This is a genomic window from Bifidobacterium sp. N5G01, assembly GCF_002742425.1.
Classification (GTDB): domain Bacteria; phylum Actinomycetota; class Actinomycetes; order Actinomycetales; family Bifidobacteriaceae; genus Bifidobacterium; species Bifidobacterium hominis.
Genome location: NZ_NJNP01000001.1, coordinates 191,140 through 212,952, shown reverse-complemented (window position 1 = coordinate 212,952; position 21,813 = coordinate 191,140). Strand labels below are relative to the sequence as shown.

Below are 21,813 nucleotides of genomic sequence, written 5' to 3'. Positions count from 1 at the left end.
AAAAATGTGGAAGCACGGGGTGGACGTCATGATTACGGTTCGCGACTTAGGGTGGAAGTACGCGCCACTGGCCGACGGGGGTAAGCCGGTGGAAAGCCTCAAGCATGTCAGCTTCGACATCCGGTCCGGATCCTTCGTCGGCATCATCGGACCGACCGGAGCCGGCAAATCCACGCTATGCATGGCATTGGCCGGCATCATTCCGAACCTGGCCGACGGCACCATGAGTGGCGTTGTGGAAATCAACGGCATGAATACGAGCAGGCACTCCGTCTCGGCGCTGTCGGAGCGCGTCGGCTACGTGCAACAGGATCCTGAGGCACAACTGTTTTGTTCGAGTGTCGAGGATGAGATTGCTTTCCCTTTGGAAAACCGTGGAGTCGCACCGAGCCTCATCGATAAGCAGATCGACATCATGCTTGACTTGGTCGGCATGACCGGATACCGCAAACGCATGCCGACCAGCCTGTCGGGAGGTCAGATGCAGCGTGTGGCCATCGCGGCCGCGCTCGCGGCGGAACCCGATGTGCTCATTCTTGACGAACCGACTGCGGCACTCGACCCCGAAGGCAAGCAGGAAGTGTTCGATGTGCTCGAACGCATTCGCCAGACCCGTTCCATGACGGTGATCATAGCCGAACAAGATACCGAACACATCGCCTATTGGGCCGATCAGGTGCTGTTCATGGTCAACGGCGAAGTGATACGCAATGGAGACACAAGCCTATTCACCCGGGAACGCGGACTGTTGGAGTCCTCCGGAGTGCAGGTGAGCGACGGACCGTCCCCCATCATCAAGGCGCTGCCGGTAAGGAACGACGGCAAGCCGAAGCATGCGGTCATCAGTCTGGACCATGTGACGCACCGTTATGGACAGGGTGGCAATGCGTCTCCCGCACTGGATGATATCAGTCTGGATATCGAACAGGGCGCCTTCGTGGGGCTTATCGGGCGCAACGGGTCAGGCAAGACTACGCTCGCCAAGCATTTGAACGGGCTGATCCAACCCACACAGGGAATCGTGAAGGTGGATGGGCTCGACGTATCGAAGCATAGCGTGGGCGAAATGGCCGCGCACGTCGGATTCGTATTCCAAAATCCCGACCATCAGATCTTCTGCTCCAGCACCAAAGAGGAGATCGCGTTCGGTCCGACCGCGCTCGGACTTGACGCGGCCACCGTGTTCAAATGTGTCGACGAAATGATGACATTGTTCGACCTGCACCGGTATGAGGACGTTTCGCCGGCCACGCTCGGTTACGGCGAACGACGTGCGGTGGCATTGTCTTCGGTGATCGCCATGCGCACGCCAATACTCGTGCTTGACGAACCTACGGCGGGTCTTGACCATCGTCTCGCATCACGATTCCTTGGAACCGTGGAAAAACTCAACCAGCGTGGCGTCACCGTCATCATGATCAGCCATGACATGCGTGCCGTATATCGGTATTGCACGCACGTGCTCGAATTGGAAGACGGTCATATCGTGCAATATGGACCGATCGACAAATCGCAGGAAGCACAACAATCGCCCGTGCGACAGGCGCGGCAACCGCACAAGTCGCGCGGTCCGGTATCAGCGACCCACGTATTGTTGAAAATCGCCAAGGATGAATGCGACAAGGAGGAACGCTGATGGATGCCGACCTGTATGTACCAGTCGACGGATGGTTGCATCGCACCGATCCGCGCGTCAAATTCCTCATCTCCATCGTCATGCTGGTCCTTTGCCTCGTATGGCGTAACTGGGCGTTCATCCTCGGCATCCTCATTCTCGAACATGTGATGCTCGCCACCGACCATGTGCCCGCCGAGCGCATTGGATGGGTGTGGAAGATCCTCGCCGTGCTTATCGTGTTTATCGTGGTGCTTTGGCCGGTCTTCGACCAGAGTGGAACGCACGTGCTCTGGCAGTGGGGATGGCTGCGTCTCACGCAGGAGAATCTGCTCATGGCGGCGGTGATGGGTCTGCGCATTCCAGCGCTCGGCTTTGCATGCTTCATCACGCTGTTCACCACCAGCCAGACCAAACTGGTTCGTGGCTTTACCTCGCTCGGCATGCCCTACAAGGCCGGGCTCACCTTGGCAACCGCATTACGGTATATTCCCGTGTTCTTCTCCATCTTCCAATCCGTGTCCGACGCGCAGCGTGCGCGAGGGCTTGATCTGAGCGGCAAAGTCAATGCGGCAGGTAAAAAACGCAACGTATTCGTACGTCTCGTCGACCGGTTCAAATCGTATTTGCCGATCATCATCGCCGTATTGATCCGCGCCTACAAAATGAGCCAAAGCGTGGGATGGGCCATGGAATCACGCGGACTCAACCTGAATCGGAACGGCGCAAAACGCACATATCGGATCAACCTTACGATGAGGATTGCCGATTGGATTATTCTTGCGATTACCGTCGCCGCCACCGCAGTCAGCGTATGGTTGATGACATGGCTGTCATAGGGGGGTATGATGACGCAGGATGAGGGGCGTACCTCGATCACCGCACGCGATTTGAAAGTCGTGTCGGCACTGCAATGCAACGGACGCATGACCATGCAGGCGCTTGCCGATAAAATCGGCATTTCCGTATATGCGGCGACGGAAAGCTACAAACGGCTCACCGATGCGGGCATCATGACCATTGTGCCCGTATGCAATCCGTTGAGTCTCGGAAATTACAGTCAGGTGCTCGTGGGACTTCGCATCAACGGCAATCGCAACGAGGCGCTCGCCATGCTCAAAGCCATGCCTCAGGTCACCTATGTGGTCTGCACGCTGGGCGATGCCGACATCATCGCCGAAGCCGTGGTGTATTCAGCCGACGGCATGGACCATTTCCTCAAACATGATCTGCGCGCGCTACCGGGACTGACCCGCCTGCAAGTGTTCTCCTGCGGACGTCTGGTGCTTGACGACCATAATGTCAGCGTGGTCAACCGTCTGCTTGCCGAACACGGCGAAACTGGATTCATGACCAAACGTGAGGCCAGCGTCGGCACCGATATTCCCGTGCATCGGTTGGACGCGCGATTCGTGCACACGTTCAACGAATTGCAGAAAGACGGCAGAGCGAGCTACGCCATGCTGGGGGAGCATCTTGGTGTGACACACACCGCGATTCGTGGGCGCGTCAAAAAACTGGAGGATTCCGGTGTGATGCGCATTATGGCCACGGTCAGCCCCATGCGTTTGGGTGGATTCCGTCAAGCGTTTCTCGGCATCGGCGTCAAGCCGCCATATCGGCTCGACGTCGAACAGTTGCTAGCGATCGACGAGGTGACATATGCGATGAGCGGAGTCGGTTTGAATGGCGCCGACTACCTCATCGAAATCATCGCCGGAGATGACGAGGACTTATGGCGTGTGGTGGATGAGTCCATCCGTTCGCTGCCAGGTGTGGACCAGACATGGTGGGCTTCCACCGTCAGCGTGGAAAAAGAGTCGTACTGGCTCGAACCTCCGCAGGATGGTGTACTCCTCGACGATTGATAAATCAATGGTATGAGACGTTTCATTTTTGCTCATTCTCAAGGATGAGATGATAATTCAGACCAACGCATGATATTTGAATCAGCTGTTTTTCCGTAATTTTGGAGGTAATCCAAAGAAAGGAATGACAGCATGGATATCAGGGACACCATCAAAGCTACCAATACGGCCATTGCAACCGTGGATCTTGTGAAGGACTACGGTTCCGGAAATAACACGGTGCATGCGTTGCGTGGCGTCAACGTCGCTTTTGAAAAAGGAAAATTCACGGCGATTATGGGACCTTCCGGTTCCGGCAAATCCACGTTGATGCATACATTGGCAGGACTGGATTCCGCGACCGGCGGGCACGTCATATTCAACGGCGACGATCTGACGCGCATGAACGACAACCAGCTCACGTTGCTGCGCCGCCGTGACATCGGATTCATCTTCCAGAGCTTCAACCTGCTGCCGATGTTCACCGCCGAACAGAACATTCTCATGCCATTGACCCTGGCTGGAGCGAAACCCGACCGACAGTGGCTGCGTCTGCTGGTGGAAACGCTTGGCCTTAAGGAACGACTCAACCATCGTCCGAACGAACTATCGGGAGGCCAGCAGCAGCGTGTGGCCATTGCGCGAGCATTGATCACCAAACCGAAACTGGTGTTCGCAGACGAGCCCACCGGCAATCTTGATTCCGTATCAAGCGCCGAAGTGCTGAGCTTCCTGAAACGTTCCGTCAACGAACTTGGCCAAACCATCATCATGGTCACGCATGATGCGGTCGCCGCGTCTTACGCCGACCGTGCGCTCGTGTTCGCCGACGGCCAGATCGTGGCGGACGTAAACAAGCCGACAGCAGACCAGATGAGTGAACTGCTGATGAAGGAACGTGAGGCCGCCACAATGAATGTGGCTTCCGCGAGACATTCCCGCTAAACGCACTATAGAAGCATTCGAAGAAGGGAACAGAATCCACCATGTGGTCCATCACTTTGAAACTCATGCGAAAAACCAAGCGCATGCTCATACCCGCAGGCATCGCCATCATGATCGGCACGGCGTTCATCGCCAGCACCTTCCTGTTCGGCAATGCCATGAACGACTCCCTGACACGGCAGCTGACCGCCATGTTCGGAAACGCCAACTATGCGGTGAGCATCAACAGCTCCGACCTGAGCGATAAGGAACTCAACGAGGCGTATTCCAGCACTGTCGGCGACTTTCATCTCGACCAGATCGCCGGCATCGAAGGGGTTGACGGCGTCCGTGCCTCGGTGGAAACCGGCGTCAGCGTTTCCAAGGGAGACAGCACCGTCAGCGGCGAGATCATTTCCACCGCGGCACAGAAGAACATGCTCCCCGTGAATATCACGGAAGGGGACCAGCCGAAGGATTCCAACGAAGTCGCGCTGCCGGAAGACATGGCGAAACAGTTGAACGTCGGCGTTGGAGACACTGTAAGCCTGACCTCCCGATATGCGGTAGGCGACGATGGCAAAGCCAAGGCGGACAACGTGCGCGTGGTAGGACTTACGTCCGATCCGAACGGCGCCTACTCATACTATGGTGGTGCGATCGTAGGATCCAACAATCTGCTTGCCGCAATGCAGGGAGTGGACGATTTCAACGCCACCGGAACAACAATGGTGTATCTCGACCTTGCCTTGGATGGAAACAGCGTATCCGCAAAAACCATCAACGGTGTGAAAGCGTTGCTGCCAAAGCATTTCGATCTGATGTCACGACAGCAAATCAGTGACGAAAGCATCAAATCCTTAAGCGGCAACCAAACCAACATCGTCACCACATTCCTTATGTGCTTCGGCGTGCTTGCCATGTTCGTGGCGGCTCTGGTGATCGCCAACACGTTCCAAGTGCTCGTGGCGCAACGCCGCCGCACACTCGCCTTGCTACGCACCATCGGCGCAAAGAAAGGCCAACTGTATGGTTCCGTGCTGTTCGAAGCGGTGGTGCTCGGCTTCGTCGCATCCGTGCTTGGCGTGGTGCTTGGAAGCCTGCTTATGTGGGGCATGTGCGTCAGCGACATCATGCAGGCGGGTATGCGGTTCAACTTCTCCTGGCAAGCCGCCGTCGTACCGATTCTCTTCGGCATTGTGGTGACGGTGCTTGCATCCATGGGATCCGCACGTTCCGCCACCGCGGTAACGCCATTGGAGGCATTGCGTCCGATTGAACTGACCGACAACCGTCGTTCCGGCCTTACGCGAGCCATAATCGGTATTCTGATGGTGGTGGTCGGTATCGCCATGGCCATATTCTCCATCTGGCAGGTGCAGGCCACCAACGGCGGCGAGGATGCGAGCGGCGATCAATTCACGATGATTCTGCTCATAGCCATCGCCGGTGCCGCACTGGTGTTCCTCGGCATGGTGGTCACCGCGGTATTCTGGATGCCGACCCTCATGAAGGGCGTTGGAGCGTTGGCCTCGCTGACAGGTCCTTCCGCAACAATTGCACACGCCAACATTCAGAAGAATCCGCGACGCATCGCAGCAACCGGTGCCGCTCTGCTCATCGGTGTCACCTTGGTCTCCACCATCGCAACCGGTGCCGCTAGCGCCAAAGAGACTATGAATGGTGCGCTCGCCACCCGTTATAGCGTCGACATCGTGGCCATGGGCGATGACATCAGCCAGCAAATGGTCAAGGATGTATCTGACATCAACGGCGTGTCCGACACGTTGTATGCACCGGCGGTTTCCGTGACCTTGGAGAAAGCGGATGGAACCCAGCCTACGTCCGCATTGCTGGTCGGCGTGAAAAACATCGATCAGGTCAAGCAGGTCATGCGTGCCAACTTGGGTAACGCCTCCATCGACAGTGATAGCGTGCTCATGCCAACATACAATGCGCAAACCGGCAAGGAGCTGCAGTTCGCCAATGGCACGGCTGATTTCTCCACTGAATGGAACCAGAACGGCGACGCTACGCGTTCGCTGACATTGCAAGCCAACCAAGCCGACTACCGTCGTGTATCCGCGCAATATGGAGCTGTCGGATTCGTGGATGAAAGCCATTTCACCAATGGTGACCTTGATGCCGCCACCCATGTGTTGCTGGTCAAGGCAGACACTGACAAGTCGGGAGTTTCCGTTGACGACATCTACAACGACATGCAGGCCGCATTGGAGAAGAGCACTGATGCGACAGTGACCGGACCGATCGCCGAACGCATCGTATGGGCGAACATGATTGACTCCATGATGATGCTTCTGGTGGGGTTGATCGCCGTGGCCGTGCTCATCGCACTTGTCGGCGTAGCCAACACGCTGTCGCTGTCAGTGATCGAACGCACCCGAGAATCCGCCACACTGCGTGCCATCGGCATGACTCGAGGCCAGTTGCGACGCTCCCTCGCGGTGGAAGCCCTGCTCATCTCGCTGGTATCCGGCATCTCGGGCGTACTACTTGGCACACTGTTCGGCTGGCTGGGCGCATACGTGGTGTTCAGCATGTACGGCAAAGTGGTGTTCCCGTTCGAATGGGGCATTAATGGCATCGTACTCGCCGTGGCAGCCATGGCAGCACTGCTCGCCAGCGTATTCCCCGCACGCAGGGCAGTGAGCACGCCTCCTGTTGAGGCGCTCGCCGAAGCCTAAGCTTCATAGCAAACACAACGAAAAGGACTCCTACCACAAACATGGTAGGAGTCCTTTTTGCGTATCATGCATACGCAAAACAACAACAAACCAATCAGACCAAATGGTTTTCATAAGCGAACACCACCGCCTGCACGCGGTCACGCGCATTGATTTTCGACAGAATGTGCGCCACATGCGTTTTCACCGTCGGCAGACTGATGAAAAGCTTGTCGGCAATCTCCTGATTCGACAATCCATGCGCGATCTCAATAAGCACTTCGCGCTCGCGATCGGTCAGTTCATCTAATTCCGGATCGGTGTACGTCGAATCAAAAGTGGAAGCAGCAGCGGAATTTCCATGTGCGCCAACATTCGCAGCCATGAAATCGCCTTCCATCATTTTCTCGATAAGACGTTTCGTGGCGGACGGTGCGATAATCGCATTACCTTGAAAAACCGTGCGAATCGAATTCAGCAACGTTTCCGGTTCCGTATCCTTCAACAGAAAACCGGAAGCTCCGGCAGTGATCGCAGCCATAACATATTCATCCAAATCGAATGTCGTCAGAATGATCACTTTGGTATGAGTGACTTCTGATTGCGTTCCATCGGCAGCAAAGCGATGCTGCAACGCACTGATCTGCCGAGTCGCCTCAATACCATCCATGCCGGGCATACGCACATCCATCAACACCACGTCAGGATGCAGCGTTTCCGCCAACGCCACAGCCTCCGCGCCATCACGAGCCTGCGCCGCAACCGCCATATCAGGTTGGGAGCCGATCACCATGGCAAAACCGGCACGTACCAATTCCTGATCATCGGCAATGACCACACGAATCTTCTGTTCTTCACTCATACTCTCCACCTTATCGGCATTGTTCCGCTCACAGCGCGAAACAAACCCTTAAATCTCCCTGAAAAACTTGAATCGGCTATCGAGACACGCGCTGCAGCTGCTCCTCCAATGGTGCTGCGGGCCTCAACTGCAGTTCGCTCGCACTACCGGCATGAGCGTCATCGCTGAAACCAGTCTCACGAAGCACGCCAAGCAATTCGCGCATACGCTTAAGCGCGGCGCGCCCCTGCTCGCCAATGGCTTTGAACGCTGCGGAAATCTCGCCGGCGGTAGTCTCTTTGCCTTGTGCTTCGGCGCTATCCAGCATGCGGATACCATCGACGGCTTGACTAATCACGCTGTTCAACGTGGCGGTGACTTCAGCCTGAATGCTGGCACTGATACGGTCACGTTCCATATTCGCCGCGAGAATACGCTGCTTCTCCTGCTCGGCCACCAGTGCCTCTTCTCGAGCCTGCAACACCAGTGCGTTTGAATCACTGGAACGCGCCCAACGTGCCCACGCCATGATGCCGGCGCACAGCATCAGCACTGCAACCGTATACATGACGCCGGTAAAGAATGCTGCACTACTACTTGACGTGGCTGAAACCGGTTTTGTTAAGCCCACGGAAGCGGCGATGGCGCCGAACAAGGTAGTGTATCCGTGTTGATCAGCTGCGATTTTCAAGCCCATCAGAGCTGAACAGGTGACAGCGGCAAGACCGGTCCAACGCCATGCGTGTTCACGCCCATACAATACGGCTGAATACAGCGCACACAGCGACGCTACGATATGTCCAACCTCAATCAATCCCAAAAATACCAATTGCACAACCGACAATACGAACACAATAAGCGCGCAAGTCTCGGGGAACCTGCGTCGAAGAGCCAGTGCCAGCAAGCAGCATGCGGCGATCGCATGAGAGAGCTGCGCATCGCGTGAACTATCAAAAAAGAATGTAATCGACATGCGATTCAGCAGCATGACCAATACCACGGCACCAACGGAATCCATGAGCACATAATGGTGCTGCGTCCACGCGGAAACACGTTCCACCCAATTCAGCCCTCGCGAATTGGATGTATTTGCAAGTTCTACGGATTTCAGTTTCAACGATGTGAGCAAATCATGCAGATTGGGTGCGGTGATGCGCAAGTGTTGCAGGGCGTTCGAACGATGGTCGCGACCGGTTGGTTGGTTGGTTTCCTGCGTCTGTTCCGATGGTTGATCGGGGATTCGCGCCGATATGTTGACGGCTGTGTGAGATGCGATTGCTTCGTCGGATAATTTCGCTTTGCTGGATATGGCAGTTGTGTTGCAAGATTCGGACTGTTCCGAGGCATACTGTTCGCCGGTTTCGTCTGTCGCTGGCTCTTTACCGCCGTAAGGCAGGGTGGCCATAACTTCGAAGCCTCCGCCGAGTTGAGGGCCAGCCTGCAATGAGCCTCCGGCCGATTCGATGCGTTCCTTCATGCCCAACAGGCCGTAACCTGGCGTATGCCCGTCGATATTGGCCGCCGCGCCACGACCATTGTCGGTGACGGTCAAAGTGAGTAAACCGTTGTTCCATGACTCTTTAATATGCACATCGACGTGCGGCCCCGCATACTTGCGGATATTCGTCAGCGCCTCCTGCACTACATGGTAGGAAGCTATCGAGGCTTGTTCACCGAGTTGTTCTGGGCTGGCGGTGCCGGTGATATTCCATCGGATTCGAATGTCGGGGGAGACGTTTCGCGCTTGTTCCACAAGATTGCCTATATCGTTATAATCGGCGTGCGGTGAACCCCCGAATACTCCCAGAAGACGTTGCATGTCATGCAGTGCGCGTTCCGATTCGTGTCGAATCGTCTCCATGGTGTTTCTAGCCACCGCGGGATCATGCGTGCCTGCATAGCGGCCGCCATCAGACTGCACGATGATGATTGATAGGGTGTGCGCCACCACATCATGCATGTCGCGTGCGATGCGTGCTCGTTCCGCCAACGCGGCGATATCGCGTTCGTCCTGGTCTCGTGCGGCGATCGCCTCATTGCGTTCCCGCATCATGCGAACGGTTGCCAGACGGGCACGCTGCCAGAACGCTACAATGACGGTGGAAATGATACATACTTCGAAAATCGGCGTCAGCACCAACATGTATTGCGCCACCATGTCGGCGACTTCCGACATGGATGTTCCTGTGTAGATGGAGCCGAGAGTGACTTCCGTGACCATTGCGCCATTTGGATTTGAGCCATTCCAACTGCTCCACGTATGCACTTTGCCACCGGTGAGCAGCGGCCCATTGGTCATGGTCCATGCCATCAACGCCGAAGCCAGAAGACCGATGGCCAACGCTAGAATAATGAAGGCTTTCGTGTTTTTGGGATTGCCGTAGACGATCACCGAATACAGCATGACCAATGCCAGAATATCGGCGCCCAATATGCAAGGGCCGAATATGAGATGCGTCAAGGCCAATGCCACACAGAGCAACGCTCCGGTCTGTGGCCGCCATCGACGGATCAGCAGCGGGATCAGCATTGCCGCTTCCCACGCCATCTGTATGGAAGGATTAAGGTCAAACAGCAATCCCGGATTATAGGTGATGCTGCCGGTCACGCCGAACAGCAGAACACCTATAACAAGCGTGAGGATGAGATCGCCTGCGAAGACATGACCATGCATCCACGACAGGAAACGCTGCTTGAAATTCGACATACGCTCCACCCTAGCGCCAGATATGCTGTGACGCCATCGTGCGCAGGAATGAAATAACGGTAAGATAAAGCCGCTTTTGTGAGGTAAGGTTGTCTCCGCATGTGGGTGAGATGGAATCCATCAAGAAGTCACTACCCGCATTGAATATGCCGATGACGCCAAAGGAAAGGTGAATGCATGACGTTGCTGAGCGAATACTACGTGCCCGGATTGCATATTGAGGATCGTTCCATCAAGGTGCCGTTGGATTGGGCGGGTCACGAGCCCGGTCATGGGTTCGATGGCGAATCGATCAGCCTGTTCTACCGTGTGGTCACCGCTCCCGAACATGTGCATGACGACCTGCCGTTGCTCGTGTTCCTGCAGGGTGGTCCCGGTGGTTCCGGTCCGCGTCCGCTCGGCCCAAGTTCCGATGGTTGGATCGAGGAAGCGATCAAGCATTTCCGCGTGGTGTTGCCGGATCAACGTGGTACGGGGCGTTCGTCTCGTGTCGACACGCATGTGATTGAGGGCATGGACGGCGACGGCAAGGCCGGTGCCGCGTTTTTGAAGCGTTTCCTCGCTGATTCGATCGTTCGTGATTTCGAGCATCTGCGTCGCACCGAATTCGGGGGCGCACGTTGGGTCACGCTTGGTCAAAGCTATGGCGGATTCCTGACATTGACGTATCTTTCGCTGTTCCCGCAAGGGGTTATCGCCAGCTTCACTACGGGCGGTATTCCGCACGTTCCCGCCGATGCGACCGACGTGTACCGTCATACGTTCCCGCGCATGACGGCAAAGACGAAGCAGTTCTACGAGCGCTACCCGATCGATATCGAACGTGCCGCTACGGTTGCCGACATACTGCGATCTCGCAAGGTCACATTGCCGAACGGCGATCCGCTTACGGTGGAACGTTTCCAATGCTTGGGATCCGATTTCGGTATGAAGCCAAGTTTCGAACGCGTGCATTGGATTCTTGATCAGGCATTCCTTGACGGAGACGGTTCGGCCTCGACATCGACGGAACTGTCTGACGAATTCCTGTCTTCCGTGATGGATGCGACCTCGTCTCGCCCACTGTATTGGCCGTTGCAGGAGTTCATCTACGCCAACGGCGAGCTGAAAACGCCGATTCGCTGGGCCGCCCAGCGCGTGCGCTGCGAGCATCCGGAATTCGCGGGTGACATTCGTCCGCTTAATTTCACCGGCGAGGCCATGTTCCCGTGGATGTTCGAGCAGGAACGTGCGTTGCGTCCGTTCAAACCTGCCATGGACGTGCTTATGGAAGACACGCACTTCGGCACGATCTACGATGCCGACCAGTTGGCTCGCAACGAGGTTCCGCTGCAGGCCGCCGTCTATTTTGATGACATGTACGTCGATTCGGGATTGCAGCTCGACACGCTGTCTCGCGTTGGTCGTTCACATTATTGGACTACCAATGAGTTTGAACATGATGGCGTGCATGGTTCCACCGTGTTCAGACATCTGTTTACCGAGGCGTTGAACCGCGGAGATTTGGCGGAGTTGTTCTGACGATTGTTCGGCAACGACGAGTATCGATAGCAAAGGAAAGAAACATGGCCAATCCAACCATCGGATTCATCGGATACGGCAATATGGCACAGGCGATCGCCGAAGGCCTAGTCAACGCTGGCGTCGTCAATGGCGGCGACATCGTGGCCTGTGCCGCGCATTACGACAAGCTGGAACGCAACGCCGCCAAACTCGGCGCAAAAGCGGTGCGTACCGCCGCGCAAGTCGCCGAAGCAGCTGACATGGTCGTCATCGCCATCAAACCGTATCAGATCGAAACCGTGATCGCACCGATCATTGATCAGCTGGCGCAAGAGAACACCATCGTCGTGTCCATTGCGGCAGGCTGGGATCTGAACAAATTCCGCGACCTGTTCGGAACGTCTTTCGAACAGGCACACATCCAATGCACCATTCCGAACACGCCGATGGCTGTCGGCAAAGGCGTGCTGGTCACGGAAATCGACAACACGCTCACGCAGGAACAGACGGAAACCTTCGAAAGCCTGTTTTCGTCAATCAGCCTGATTGAACGCGTGGACACCGCACACATGGGCATCGGCATGTGCATCGCCGGCTGCGCGCCGGCCTTCACCGACATGTACATCGAAGCATTGGGCGATGCCGGTGTGAAATATGGATTGCAGCGTGCCACCGCATATCGTCTGGCCGCCAAAATGGTGGAAGGCGTGGGCGCGCTCTATTTGGCCAACGAAACGCATCCGGGTGCCATGAAAGACGCTGTCTGCTCTCCAGGAGGCACCACCATCAAGGGTGTCGCATCGTTGGAGGAAAGCGCGTTCCGCGGTGCCGTGATCAAAGCGGTCGACGCCATCGAAGCCTAATACTAAGCTAGGGAACCATGTCTCTTACTATCGGAATCGTCGGACTGCCGAACGTCGGCAAGTCCACCATGTTCAACGCATTGACCCGTAACAACGTGCTGGCGGAAAACTATCCGTTCGCCACTATCGAGCCGAATACCGGCATTGTGCCGTTGCCGGATGACCGCCTGCCGGTGCTCGCCAAGCTCGTGCACACGGAGAAGATCGTGCCGGCCACCGTCACGTTCGTCGACATCGCAGGCATCGTCAAAGGTGCTTCGGAAGGCGAAGGCCTGGGCAACAAGTTCCTCGCCAACATTCGCGAAGCCGATGCGATCTGCGAGGTCGTGCGTGCCTTCGAAGACGATGATATCGTGCACGTCAACGGCAAGGTCGATCCGTCCGACGACATTGAAACCATCAACACCGAGCTGATCCTCGCCGATCTGCAGACCATCGAGAACGCGCTGCCGAAGCTGGAGAAGGATCTGCGCGGCAAGAAAATCGAACCGGCCTACATGGAAGCCGTCAAGCAGGCGAAGACCATTCTCGAAGCCGGCGAAACCATTGATAAGGCGGCTCGCGAAGGTCGTTTCGATAAGGATTCCGTCTACGATCTGCACTTGATGAGCGCCAAGCCGTTCATCTACGTGTTCAACGTGGACGATGCCGAACTGCAGAACAAAGACATGCAGGCCAAGCTCGCCGCATCCGTGGCTCCGGCTCCGGCCATCTTCCTCAACGCGCAGTTCGAAGCCGATCTGACCGAACTTGATGAGGCGGACGCGCGCGAAATGCTCGCCGACGCCGGTCTTGAGGAGTCCGGCCTGGATCAGTTGGCGAGAGTTGGCTACGATACGCTTGGCCTTTCCACCTTCCTCACCGCAGGCGAGAAAGAAGTGCGCGCATGGCAGATTCACAAGGGCTATACCGCCCCTCAGGCTGCCGGCGTGATTCACACGGACTTCGAAAAGGGCTTCATCAAGGCCGATATCGTCTCCTACGACGATTTCGTGGCTGCCGAAGGCTCCATGGTCAAGATCAAGGAGGAAGGCAAGCTACGTCAGGAAGGCCGCGACTACGTGATGCAGGACGGCGATATCGTCGAATTCAAATTCAACGTCTCCAAAAAGTAAGTGTTTCTCTGGCTCCCCTCTTTGAGGGGAGCTGTCGCTACAAGCGACTGAGGAGCGGCACGGATAAGGCCTGAGAAGTTGTCTTCTCAGGCCTTTGTCATGACATTGTTCTGCAAGGACTGGCTGCTGCGGCAGCATAATGTGTGTTTTATTATTCGGCCTTGGCGGCTTGCTGGTCAATCCAATTGTTAACGTCGGTGACCGCCTCGTCAAGGGTTGCTTTGGCGGCTTTGTAGTATTTGGAATCTACAGGTTGACGATTTCCGCGCCGAACGGCCAGAGTGCGAGCTTGGCCATCTTGAACGATTGCAGTCCGAACGGAATACCGATAATGGTGATGCAGTTGAGTACGCCGGCTCCCAGATAGCCGAGCGCCATCCACCAGCCGACCAGCACCACCCACAGGATGTTGGCCAAGGCAGAGCCGACTCCGCCGCCGTATTGCACGGTTTTGCCAAACGGCGTCAGGGTGAGTCCCGCCATCTTGAACGCTTGAATGCCGAGCGGGATGCCGATGATGGAGATGCACAGAATCAGTCCCACCGATGCCCATCCGATTGCGATGGCCAATCCACCAAGAATGATCCACAGGATATTGCCGAGAACTCGCATGATTAGTCCCTTTCCGATTCCGGTCGATGCCTCGCATGTTCAGCTTCACTATTTTGCCAGACATCATGGCGGAAACACGAGACGCAACCCTTAGCTCGCCCCTGATTCATCCCCGGACCGTTATTCAGGCGTAGCGTATGCGTAAGCCCAATCCTCTTGTGAAGATTTTGTGTATTGTTGAGCATGCGTGGGTTTCACCGTCTATTTGAATGATGATAGGCTTCTCGATACCTGCCGTACGAAAACCCATCAAGGAGATGCCATGAACCTGTATCGCTACGCGATGTTCATCGCACGCGCCTGCCGTGGGTCGTTCATCGGCAATGTTCTGTTTGCCAATCCACAAATGGCCCTATTCTCGATGCTGGTGTAGCGGGGACACGCCTTATGCCGGGATGTACCGATGGCCCATCCGCAGTCGACGTCGCATGAATCGCTCACCATAGCCATCAACTTACGCAAAGCCGCGAATCGTTTGCCGTATATGAATGCGGAACGGATGGCGGCTTTTCCTTTACCCCGGACTCATCGGTGTCCTCGCGTCTTGACACAAGCATGGGGCCGGATCGCCCACACATGCCGTTACCAACAGAAGGAAATGCTGTGACCTCACAGAAAAACGCGGAACTCGGGTCCGCCACCAGTTCCGTAAAGTCTATTGATCCGCACACCCGATTCATCGTTGTGGGTGTGATCGTCGTCGGCTCGTTCATCGCGCTGCTCAACCAGACCGTCATGTCACCGGCCTTGCCGGCACTGATGCGTGATTTCAATATCACCACCGGCACCGTGCAGTGGGTGACCAGCGTCTACATGCTGGTCTCGGGCATCATGGTGCCGATTTCAGGCTATCTGATTGATAAATTCTCCACCCGAAAGCTCTTCGCCGGAGCTCTTGCCACTTTCATGGTCGGCACACTGCTGTGTGCCGTCGCGCCGAATTTCATGCTGTTGCTCGTCGGGCGCATACTGCAATCCGCCGGCTCCGGCGTGCTGTTGCCATTGGTCGCCGTAGTGCCGATGCTCGTCTATCCGCCGGATAAGCGCGGCACCGCCATGGGCATGGCCGGTATCGTCATGGCCGCCGGCCCGGCTATCGGCCCGGTTGTCGGTGGTCTGGTGATTGACAGTTTCGGATGGCGCCCGATGTTCATTGGCATCGCAGTCGTGGCACTGGTCATCCTTGTCGGAGGCACGATGATGCTCAAGAACGTCAGCGAGTTGAAGAACCCAAAGCTCAACATCCTGTCCGTGATCCTTTCGACCATCGCGTTCGGTGGCCTGCTCTATGGCTTCTCGTCCGCTTCCACGATGGGATGGACCAGTCCGGTCGTCATTACCTCAATCGTCGTTGGTCTTGTGGCCTTCGTCGCATTCGTATACAAGCAAGTCAAGCTCGATGAGCCATTGTTGCGCGTTGACACCCTTGCCACCCGCAACTTCCGCAACTCCGCGATTCTGGTCACTCTGATCAACGCCGCAGTCGCCGCAACCAACGTGACGTTGCCTATCTTCATCCAGAATGTGCTCGGCCAATCCGCCACCGTCACCGGCATGGTCATGCTGCCCGCCGCGGCGATCGGCATCATCCTGAGTCCGGTCGCCGGTGCCGCATTCGACAAATTCGGCCCGCGAGGCGTGGGTATCGGCGGCCTTGCGCTCATGACCATCTCTCTTGGTCTTCTCGGCACCATCAGCACCAGGACATCAGTGCTGTTTGTCGCCGTGTTCTGCGCATTGCAGGCATCCGGTCAGGCTATCGCCAACATGCCGATAAACACTTGGGGCGTCAACGCTTTGCCGAACGACATGATCGCCCATGGAAACGCCATCGCCAACACCGGCCGCCAGATCGCGGCAGCCATTGCGACCTCGCTTCTGGTCACCGCAGAAACATCCGTGACCGCCTCGCACATGTCCCAGGGTGTGAAGTCCGCCACGGCCAGCGGCATCGCGTTCTCCTACCTGCTGTGCGCCGCCATCTCGCTGGTCGCCCTGATCATCTGCATCTTCACCGTCACCAGCCGTGCCAAGGAGAAGGCCGCACGCAACGCCAAGGCCTCCGAGGCGCAAGCCTCCGCCGAAGTCGCGGCCGAAACCACTGAAGGCCAGCCCGCCGAGCATCACTACGCCGGCGCATACGTGGCCCCCGCCGCCTCCCTGTTCAAGCAGGCCCAGGAACAGTCCATCGGCGGAATCATGGACGATCAGCCCTACAGCTGCCTGGACAGCGATGACATCACGCATGTGGTGCGCGAGTTCATCCGCCTCAACGTCTCCAGCCTTCCCGTGGTGAACGGCGATGGCAGGCTCGTCGGCTTCGTCAGCGACGGCGATGTCATGAAATCGATTGCCACCTATGAATCCCGTACGGTTTCCACCGGCACCGGTTCGACGATGGTGGTGTTCGACGACGAAACCGTGGCCTCCAAGGTGCAGGCGCTCTCCGGCAAGAAGGTGATGGACATCGCCACGCGCAAGGTCGTTGCCGCCACGCCCGACCAGCATGTCGGAGAGGTGGCCCGAATCCTCGCCAAGAAGCAGTTCAAGAAACTGCCGGTGGTGGATGGCGATGGCAGACTCGTCGGTGTGATCCGCCGTAAGTCCGTGATGGAACATGCCTTCGATGCGCTGTTCCCAAAGGATGATCGGTGATTAGGCGCCATCATCGCTGAATAGAATGAATGGAATATGAGGCTTCCCTTCTCGCGGGGGAAGCCTCATTGCTTTGTCCGCGGAGTCTTACGACACCTGCGCAAGGGCAACGTCACGTCTTCATGATACACTATTGAATAGTGTGTTCCTCTCGTTGCATGGTGACGCTAACGCATGGCGTCACGATACTGAAGCCTGCCATCTAACGGCGGGTACGGCTCGTTGCTGGAGTCGTGCACGCATACGCGCGTCGGCGTGCGTATGCCGTCTGACCACCGCCGCCGATAAGCTCGCCGCCAACGAGTTGGGGTGGAGTGTCGGTATGCTGCTCAGCGGCGCGTTCCGTTCTGCTGAGTCTGGCCGTGGCCTACGTCATCGCCGTAATCGCCTTCCAATCATTGCGATTGATATGGTGAACGGTAGAGGACGGTTCGGCATTCCTGCACGTGGTTGGCGACGCACGTCACGTACGGCCGACCCGCAGGACAATGGTCAGGGCGATATCGTCACACGTATCGTCGGCGATGTTGCGGCAGGATTGACGGTGCGACAGATCGCCGCTGAACGACATCTGCCGGTCGATTTCGTCGACATGGCCAGCGAACGCGCGCGAGAACAAGGATCGCTTGACGTGGTGGATATGCGGTCGCGGCACGCCTGCGGAGAGACGGTATGCCGACCCGACCCCGCTTCGTTGGTGTGCGTGGGATGTCCATTCAGGTTTTTCCCATCTTCGGACTCGTAAAATAGGCGAGGTTAACAAGACGAAGAACGATGACATCCGTCGATTCGCAAGGGGTGGACGCATATGGATTATCAGTATCAGGCCGTTGAACAGCCTTCCAATCCCCGCAAAACCTGGCCGATTGTCCTTTCCGTGGTCGTGGCGCTCACTGTGGCATGCGGCGCAGGAGTGTACGTTTACCACAACAAACGGCAGGAGGCGTTGGACACATGCCGGCAATCGCTTGCGGAATTCAGCTCGGCCCGTAAGGCCGTGCTCGACACATCCGAAAACGGTAGCGAACTGCAGAAATTGATCCGTGGTGCGCTCGGCGTGAACGACATCATCGACGCGTTCGCGGACGCGGCCACCAGCGCAGAGAACACGGTCGATACGGAAGGCTGTAAGGCGGACGCCACCATCACGCAGCTCAATCTCGTCTCCAAAACATTGGACAGCGCAACTGACTCCCTGAACGGCAGTCTGAAGACAATCGAAAAGAACCAGCAGTCGCAAAGCGGCGGCGATACCTCCGATGGCACGTCGAATTCAACGCAATCCAATGATGGGACGAGTCAAAACAAGTCAGACGACAATGCCGAATCGTTGGAAGACTCCAAACTTGCTTTGCAGGAATCGCTTGACAAGGCAAACGCGCTTATCGACAAACTCGGCAATGACGGCGATCTCACCCTTATTGGACGCAAACTGTTGAGCGCGCTATCCAAAGCCGTTGATGCGGGCCAGCAGCTGATCGACAATAGCGGCGTCAAAGAATCCAAGTATTACAAGGCCGCCAAAACCACGCTTGATGAAGCCATCGAAATGGCCGACAACTGGGTGAATCAACAAGCAGCCAAAGCGCAGTAAAACATTTTACAAAGTACCGCGTGGCATTCGAAATCTCGTTTGCGCTTACCGTGCCGTCAGTATGCGGATTCGCGCTGATTTTCGCCGCAATCATCTTCTCCGAAGTGCAACTCCCACATCGCAGCAAATCGTAATGCCGAATATGTGAACTTGACTGTTGATTCCACGCTGTATCTGCTTTATTCTTGAATGCTTGTGAAAGAGTTTTGTGAGAAGTGGTGGAAACGTATCGCCACCAAAGAGATGGTATTCATCGGCATTGTGACGCTGGCCGCGTCCATTATCGCCTCATGGCTGAAGCAATTCCCTGGATTCAGCCTGTTCGGTGCGCTGATTATCGCACTGCTGATCGGCATGGTGCTGCAGTTTCCGATTCGCAAATGGTATTCCAGCCGTTCACCGGAGCATAAGGCCGGTGTGAAAGACGCAGCAGGACTGATTTCCAACAAGCTGCTCCGCTTGGGTATTATTCTGCTTGGATTCAAGCTCAACCTGCAGGTGCTGTTCACGCAAGGCATCAAATGCTTGCCGATTGCCGCTGTTGTGGTGACGCTCACCATCGTCGTGTGCTACAACATCGCCCGTAAGCTCGGCGTTGACCCGCAACTGGCCATTCTGGTGGCTGGCGGTACCGGCATTTGTGGTGCCGCAGCCGTCATGGGACTTTCCGGATCCATCAAGGTTCCACCGGAACAGGAAGACGAGAAAGCCAACAATGAAGTGATGGCCGTGGCCATCATCGCCATCATGGGCACGATCTTCGCCCTCGTGGAAATCGCATTTGGACCGCTTACCGGACTGACCAACACCCAGCTGGGCATCACAGCCGGCGCATCCCTGCACGAAATCGCACACGCGGTAGCGGCTGGTGACGCGTTCGGCGCGGTCGACATCGCCACCATCATGAAGCTGTCGCGAGTGCTTATGCTCGTTTTCGCAGCCATCATCATCGCCATCTGGTGGGATAAGAACCATTCGCAGATGCCTTCGGACGGCAAGCGCAAGATCTCATTCCCGTGGTTCATGCTCGGCTTCATCGGAGCGTCGATCATCGGCACGTTCGTGCCGTTCATCGCCACCATCACCCCGCAGCTGGTCGATTTCGCCTACATCGTGCTTGGCATGGCCATGGCCGCATTGGGCATCACCGTGAACTTCTCGGCACTCGCCAAGAAGGGGCAGAAGGCGTTCCTTGCCAGCCTCATCACTTCGATCCTGCTCATGTGCTTCGCGGCGGGAGTGGCAGCGCTGTTCTTCTAAAAATCTTCTACATATCTTTTAGATATCTTCCAAATACCGTTGTGCCGTGCGCTGGGATAATCAGTGCACGGCACATTTTTCTATTTGCATTAAAAGTAATCTGGTATTAATCCGAAACTTTGCGACGATCCGCAATCAAGGTACGAACCAGCGAACAAATCGGCAGCAAATACAGAAAACAGCTCAACAACAGACTTTCCGTAGGAGCCCCAACCGAAGCAAGCGGCACCGCGCCGGCAATCGACCATGGAATCAATGGAGCCACCACAACGGCGGTATCCTCCAAATTAATAACCTTGCGCTGCTCGTCGTTTTCCAAATTGCCGCACAACTGATCAGTCAACATAATCGACAATGTCTGATTACAGGCAACCGCGCTCGCAACCACAGACGTGACCAAAGTCGCACCAAACACGCTGATGTGCTTCGCCATCGAAGCGATAAGCCGATGCGTGCCATCCAACAACCCCGTTTCCTGGAAAATACCGGAATACGACGAGGAAATGCAGACGATCAGTATCACCTTGATCATCGAAACGATGCCGCCACCGTCAATCAACGACGCCACTTGGGCGTTCGAACAATGAAAACCGAACACCAAAGCACGGCCAATCTCCAGCCAATCCATATGCTGCACCAGCACGCAAACCGGCAATGCGGTGAGAATACTTGCGCCCATCGTAATGCGCACGTCCATTCGGACGATCGCAAGCACCACAAGCACCAACGCGGGAATAACGGTAACCCAATGAAGATCGAACGCGCTTGAGAACAATCCCGTGATATCAATGGAACCTGCGGAAGGATGCGTGCACAAAGCCAACACAGCATAAATCGCACACGTGATGATGAACGGAACAATAGATGTTTTCAACATCAGTACGATATTGTCGAAAATATTCGTATGTGTGAGTGTTTTGACTAATTGCGCGCTGGTGGAAACAGGGGAGCAGCGGTCGCCGAAATAGACGCCCGACAGAATCGCACCGCCGAGGAATACGGGCGAAACCTGCATGGACGTGCCGAGCGTCATGGTGATGATGCCCATGGTGGCGGCCGTAGCGAACGATGATCCGGTCAGCAGTGACATGAGGCAGTTGAGCAGGAAGGCGAGCAGAATCACCACATGCGGGCGCACCAGGCTGGAAGTGTTCGCCACAATGAACGGCACGGTGCCGGCGGCGCGCCATAGCGTGGTCAGCAGGCCAATCAGCACGAACGTCACCACCACAATGCTTGCGGCACGCATGGTGGCGAACCCTTTGGAAAGCATGGTCGCGAATTTGTGACCGGTGATTTTGCCATGGATGAGGAACATGACCACGCCGGCCAGCAGTGCGGGAACGATGGATATGTTGGTTATGATGCAGGCGATCAAAGCCGCACAGAACAGTGCCATCGTAACAAGTTCCGCCATGATGTTCCTTTCTTTGATGATTATCGCGCGGTACGTCAACGCCTTCGACATTCTTTTGACGAATCGTAAGAACTCGGTAAGCGTAGCAGTCATTATGTAAACGCGATGAGTTCGGGCTAAGACGTGGACATGGTCTTGTGCTGGTGCGGTGGAATGGCTGGGACGGTGGGAGTGTC

At 56.2% G+C, this 21,813-nt stretch carries 17 protein-coding genes; 13 read left to right on the top strand and 4 right to left on the bottom strand.

From position 1 onward, the window contains the following. Positions 1–28 precede the first annotated feature (28 nt). From CE168_RS00910 to CE168_RS00890, 5 genes are all read left to right on the top strand, one after another. Positions 29–1,636, top strand: coding sequence for an ABC transporter ATP-binding protein (locus tag CE168_RS00910; RefSeq protein ID WP_099571156.1), 1,608 nt, complete (start codon positions 29–31; stop codon positions 1,634–1,636). Then, positions 1,636–2,454, top strand: a complete 819-nt coding sequence (locus CE168_RS00905; RefSeq protein WP_099570743.1) for an energy-coupling factor transporter transmembrane component T family protein — start codon at positions 1,636–1,638, stop codon at positions 2,452–2,454. The genes CE168_RS00910 and CE168_RS00905 overlap by 1 nt, the downstream gene beginning before the upstream one ends. Positions 2,455–2,463: 9 nt before the next feature. Then, the gene (locus CE168_RS00900) at positions 2,464–3,483 is read left to right on the top strand and encodes an Lrp/AsnC family transcriptional regulator (RefSeq protein ID WP_099570742.1); all 1,020 of its coding nucleotides are present in this window, start codon (positions 2,464–2,466) and stop codon (positions 3,481–3,483) included. 132 nt (positions 3,484–3,615) lie between these two features. Then, positions 3,616–4,407: an ABC transporter ATP-binding protein gene (locus tag CE168_RS00895; protein WP_099570741.1), complete on the top strand. Its 792-nt coding sequence runs from the start codon at positions 3,616–3,618 to the stop codon at positions 4,405–4,407. 41 nt (positions 4,408–4,448) lie between these two features. Continuing rightward, positions 4,449–7,091 carry an ABC transporter permease gene (locus tag CE168_RS00890; protein ID WP_099570740.1) on the top strand — a complete coding sequence of 881 codons (2,643 nt, stop codon included), beginning with the start codon at positions 4,449–4,451 and terminating at the stop codon, positions 7,089–7,091. A gap of 94 nt (positions 7,092–7,185) precedes the next feature. Here the strand turns inward: CE168_RS00890 and CE168_RS00885 are convergent, their stop codons facing one another. Next, the gene (locus CE168_RS00885; RefSeq protein ID WP_099570739.1) at positions 7,186–7,932 is read right to left on the bottom strand and encodes a response regulator; all 747 of its coding nucleotides are present in this window, start codon (positions 7,930–7,932) and stop codon (positions 7,186–7,188) included. A 76-nt stretch (positions 7,933–8,008) separates the two neighbouring features. Then, a complete protein-coding gene (locus tag CE168_RS00880) occupies positions 8,009–10,618 on the bottom strand; it encodes a sensor histidine kinase (RefSeq protein WP_180753646.1) in 2,610 nt (869 codons plus the stop codon). 177 nt (positions 10,619–10,795) lie between these two features. Here CE168_RS00880 and CE168_RS00875 point away from each other — a divergent pair, with 177 nt between their 5' ends. From CE168_RS00875 to ychF, 3 genes are read left to right on the top strand one after another with little or no spacing between them, the layout of a single operon-like run. Continuing rightward, positions 10,796–12,139 (top strand): alpha/beta fold hydrolase, encoded by a 1,344-nt coding sequence (locus CE168_RS00875; protein WP_099570738.1) that lies wholly within the window; start codon positions 10,796–10,798, stop codon positions 12,137–12,139. Between the two features lie 44 nt (positions 12,140–12,183). Further along, a complete protein-coding gene (gene proC, locus CE168_RS00870) occupies positions 12,184–12,984 on the top strand; it encodes a pyrroline-5-carboxylate reductase (RefSeq protein WP_099570737.1) in 801 nt (266 codons plus the stop codon). A gap of 17 nt (positions 12,985–13,001) precedes the next feature. Beyond that, positions 13,002–14,099 carry a redox-regulated ATPase YchF gene (gene ychF / locus CE168_RS00865; protein WP_003836618.1) on the top strand — a complete coding sequence of 366 codons (1,098 nt, stop codon included), beginning with the start codon at positions 13,002–13,004 and terminating at the stop codon, positions 14,097–14,099. A gap of 246 nt (positions 14,100–14,345) precedes the next feature. Here the strand turns inward: ychF and CE168_RS00855 are convergent, their stop codons facing one another. After that, positions 14,346–14,711, bottom strand: coding sequence for a YccF domain-containing protein (locus CE168_RS00855; RefSeq protein ID WP_099570736.1), 366 nt, complete (start codon positions 14,709–14,711; stop codon positions 14,346–14,348). Between the two features lie 187 nt (positions 14,712–14,898). On the opposite strand from CE168_RS00855, the gene CE168_RS09285 reads away from it, so the two are divergent. The 5 genes from CE168_RS09285 to CE168_RS00825 all read left to right on the top strand — a co-directional run bounded on the left by CE168_RS09285 (position 14,899) and on the right by CE168_RS00825 (position 20,220). Beyond that, on the top strand, positions 14,899–15,084 hold the full coding sequence (locus tag CE168_RS09285; protein WP_033501981.1) for a hypothetical protein: 186 nt from the start codon (positions 14,899–14,901) through the stop codon (positions 15,082–15,084). A gap of 230 nt (positions 15,085–15,314) precedes the next feature. Continuing rightward, a complete protein-coding gene (locus CE168_RS00845) occupies positions 15,315–17,366 on the top strand; it encodes an MDR family MFS transporter (protein WP_099570735.1) in 2,052 nt (683 codons plus the stop codon). Positions 17,367–17,508: 142 nt separating this feature from the next. Next, on the top strand, positions 17,509–18,111 hold the full coding sequence (locus tag CE168_RS09105) for a hypothetical protein (RefSeq protein ID WP_236824306.1): 603 nt from the start codon (positions 17,509–17,511) through the stop codon (positions 18,109–18,111). A gap of 63 nt (positions 18,112–18,174) precedes the next feature. Beyond that, complete coding sequence (locus tag CE168_RS00830) at positions 18,175–18,960, top strand: hypothetical protein (RefSeq protein ID WP_065439398.1); 786 nt, start codon at positions 18,175–18,177, stop codon at positions 18,958–18,960. A gap of 195 nt (positions 18,961–19,155) precedes the next feature. Next, positions 19,156–20,220 carry a YeiH family protein gene (locus CE168_RS00825; RefSeq protein WP_065439397.1) on the top strand — a complete coding sequence of 355 codons (1,065 nt, stop codon included), beginning with the start codon at positions 19,156–19,158 and terminating at the stop codon, positions 20,218–20,220. A gap of 106 nt (positions 20,221–20,326) precedes the next feature. On the opposite strand, the gene CE168_RS00820 is transcribed toward CE168_RS00825, so the two are convergent. After that, positions 20,327–21,688, bottom strand: a complete 1,362-nt coding sequence (locus CE168_RS00820; protein WP_099570734.1) for a Na+/H+ antiporter NhaC family protein — start codon at positions 21,686–21,688, stop codon at positions 20,327–20,329. Positions 21,689–21,813: the final 125 nt, after the last annotated feature.

Excerpts from the sequence above, each read along its gene's own strand:
- CE168_RS00910 (WP_099571156.1), top strand. The coding sequence starts at position 29 with ATGATTACGGTTCGCGACTTAGGGTGGAAGTACGCGCCACTGGCCGAC.
- CE168_RS00905 (WP_099570743.1), top strand. The coding sequence starts at position 1,636 with ATGGATGCCGACCTGTATGTACCAGTCGACGGATGGTTGCATCGCACC.
- CE168_RS00900 (WP_099570742.1), top strand. The coding sequence starts at position 2,464 with ATGACGCAGGATGAGGGGCGTACCTCGATCACCGCACGCGATTTGAAA.
- CE168_RS00895 (WP_099570741.1), top strand. The coding sequence starts at position 3,616 with ATGGATATCAGGGACACCATCAAAGCTACCAATACGGCCATTGCAACC.
- CE168_RS00890 (WP_099570740.1), top strand. The coding sequence starts at position 4,449 with ATGTGGTCCATCACTTTGAAACTCATGCGAAAAACCAAGCGCATGCTC.
- CE168_RS00885 (WP_099570739.1), bottom strand. The coding sequence starts at position 7,932 with ATGAGTGAAGAACAGAAGATTCGTGTGGTCATTGCCGATGATCAGGAA.
- CE168_RS00880 (WP_180753646.1), bottom strand. The coding sequence starts at position 10,618 with ATGTCGAATTTCAAGCAGCGTTTCCTGTCGTGGATGCATGGTCATGTC.
- CE168_RS00875 (WP_099570738.1), top strand. The coding sequence starts at position 10,796 with ATGACGTTGCTGAGCGAATACTACGTGCCCGGATTGCATATTGAGGAT.
- proC (WP_099570737.1), top strand. The coding sequence starts at position 12,184 with ATGGCCAATCCAACCATCGGATTCATCGGATACGGCAATATGGCACAG.
- ychF (WP_003836618.1), top strand. The coding sequence starts at position 13,002 with ATGTCTCTTACTATCGGAATCGTCGGACTGCCGAACGTCGGCAAGTCC.
- CE168_RS00855 (WP_099570736.1), bottom strand. The coding sequence starts at position 14,711 with ATGCGAGTTCTCGGCAATATCCTGTGGATCATTCTTGGTGGATTGGCC.
- CE168_RS00830 (WP_065439398.1), top strand. The coding sequence starts at position 18,175 with ATGGATTATCAGTATCAGGCCGTTGAACAGCCTTCCAATCCCCGCAAA.
- CE168_RS00820 (WP_099570734.1), bottom strand. The coding sequence starts at position 21,688 with ATGTCGAAGGCGTTGACGTACCGCGCGATAATCATCAAAGAAAGGAAC.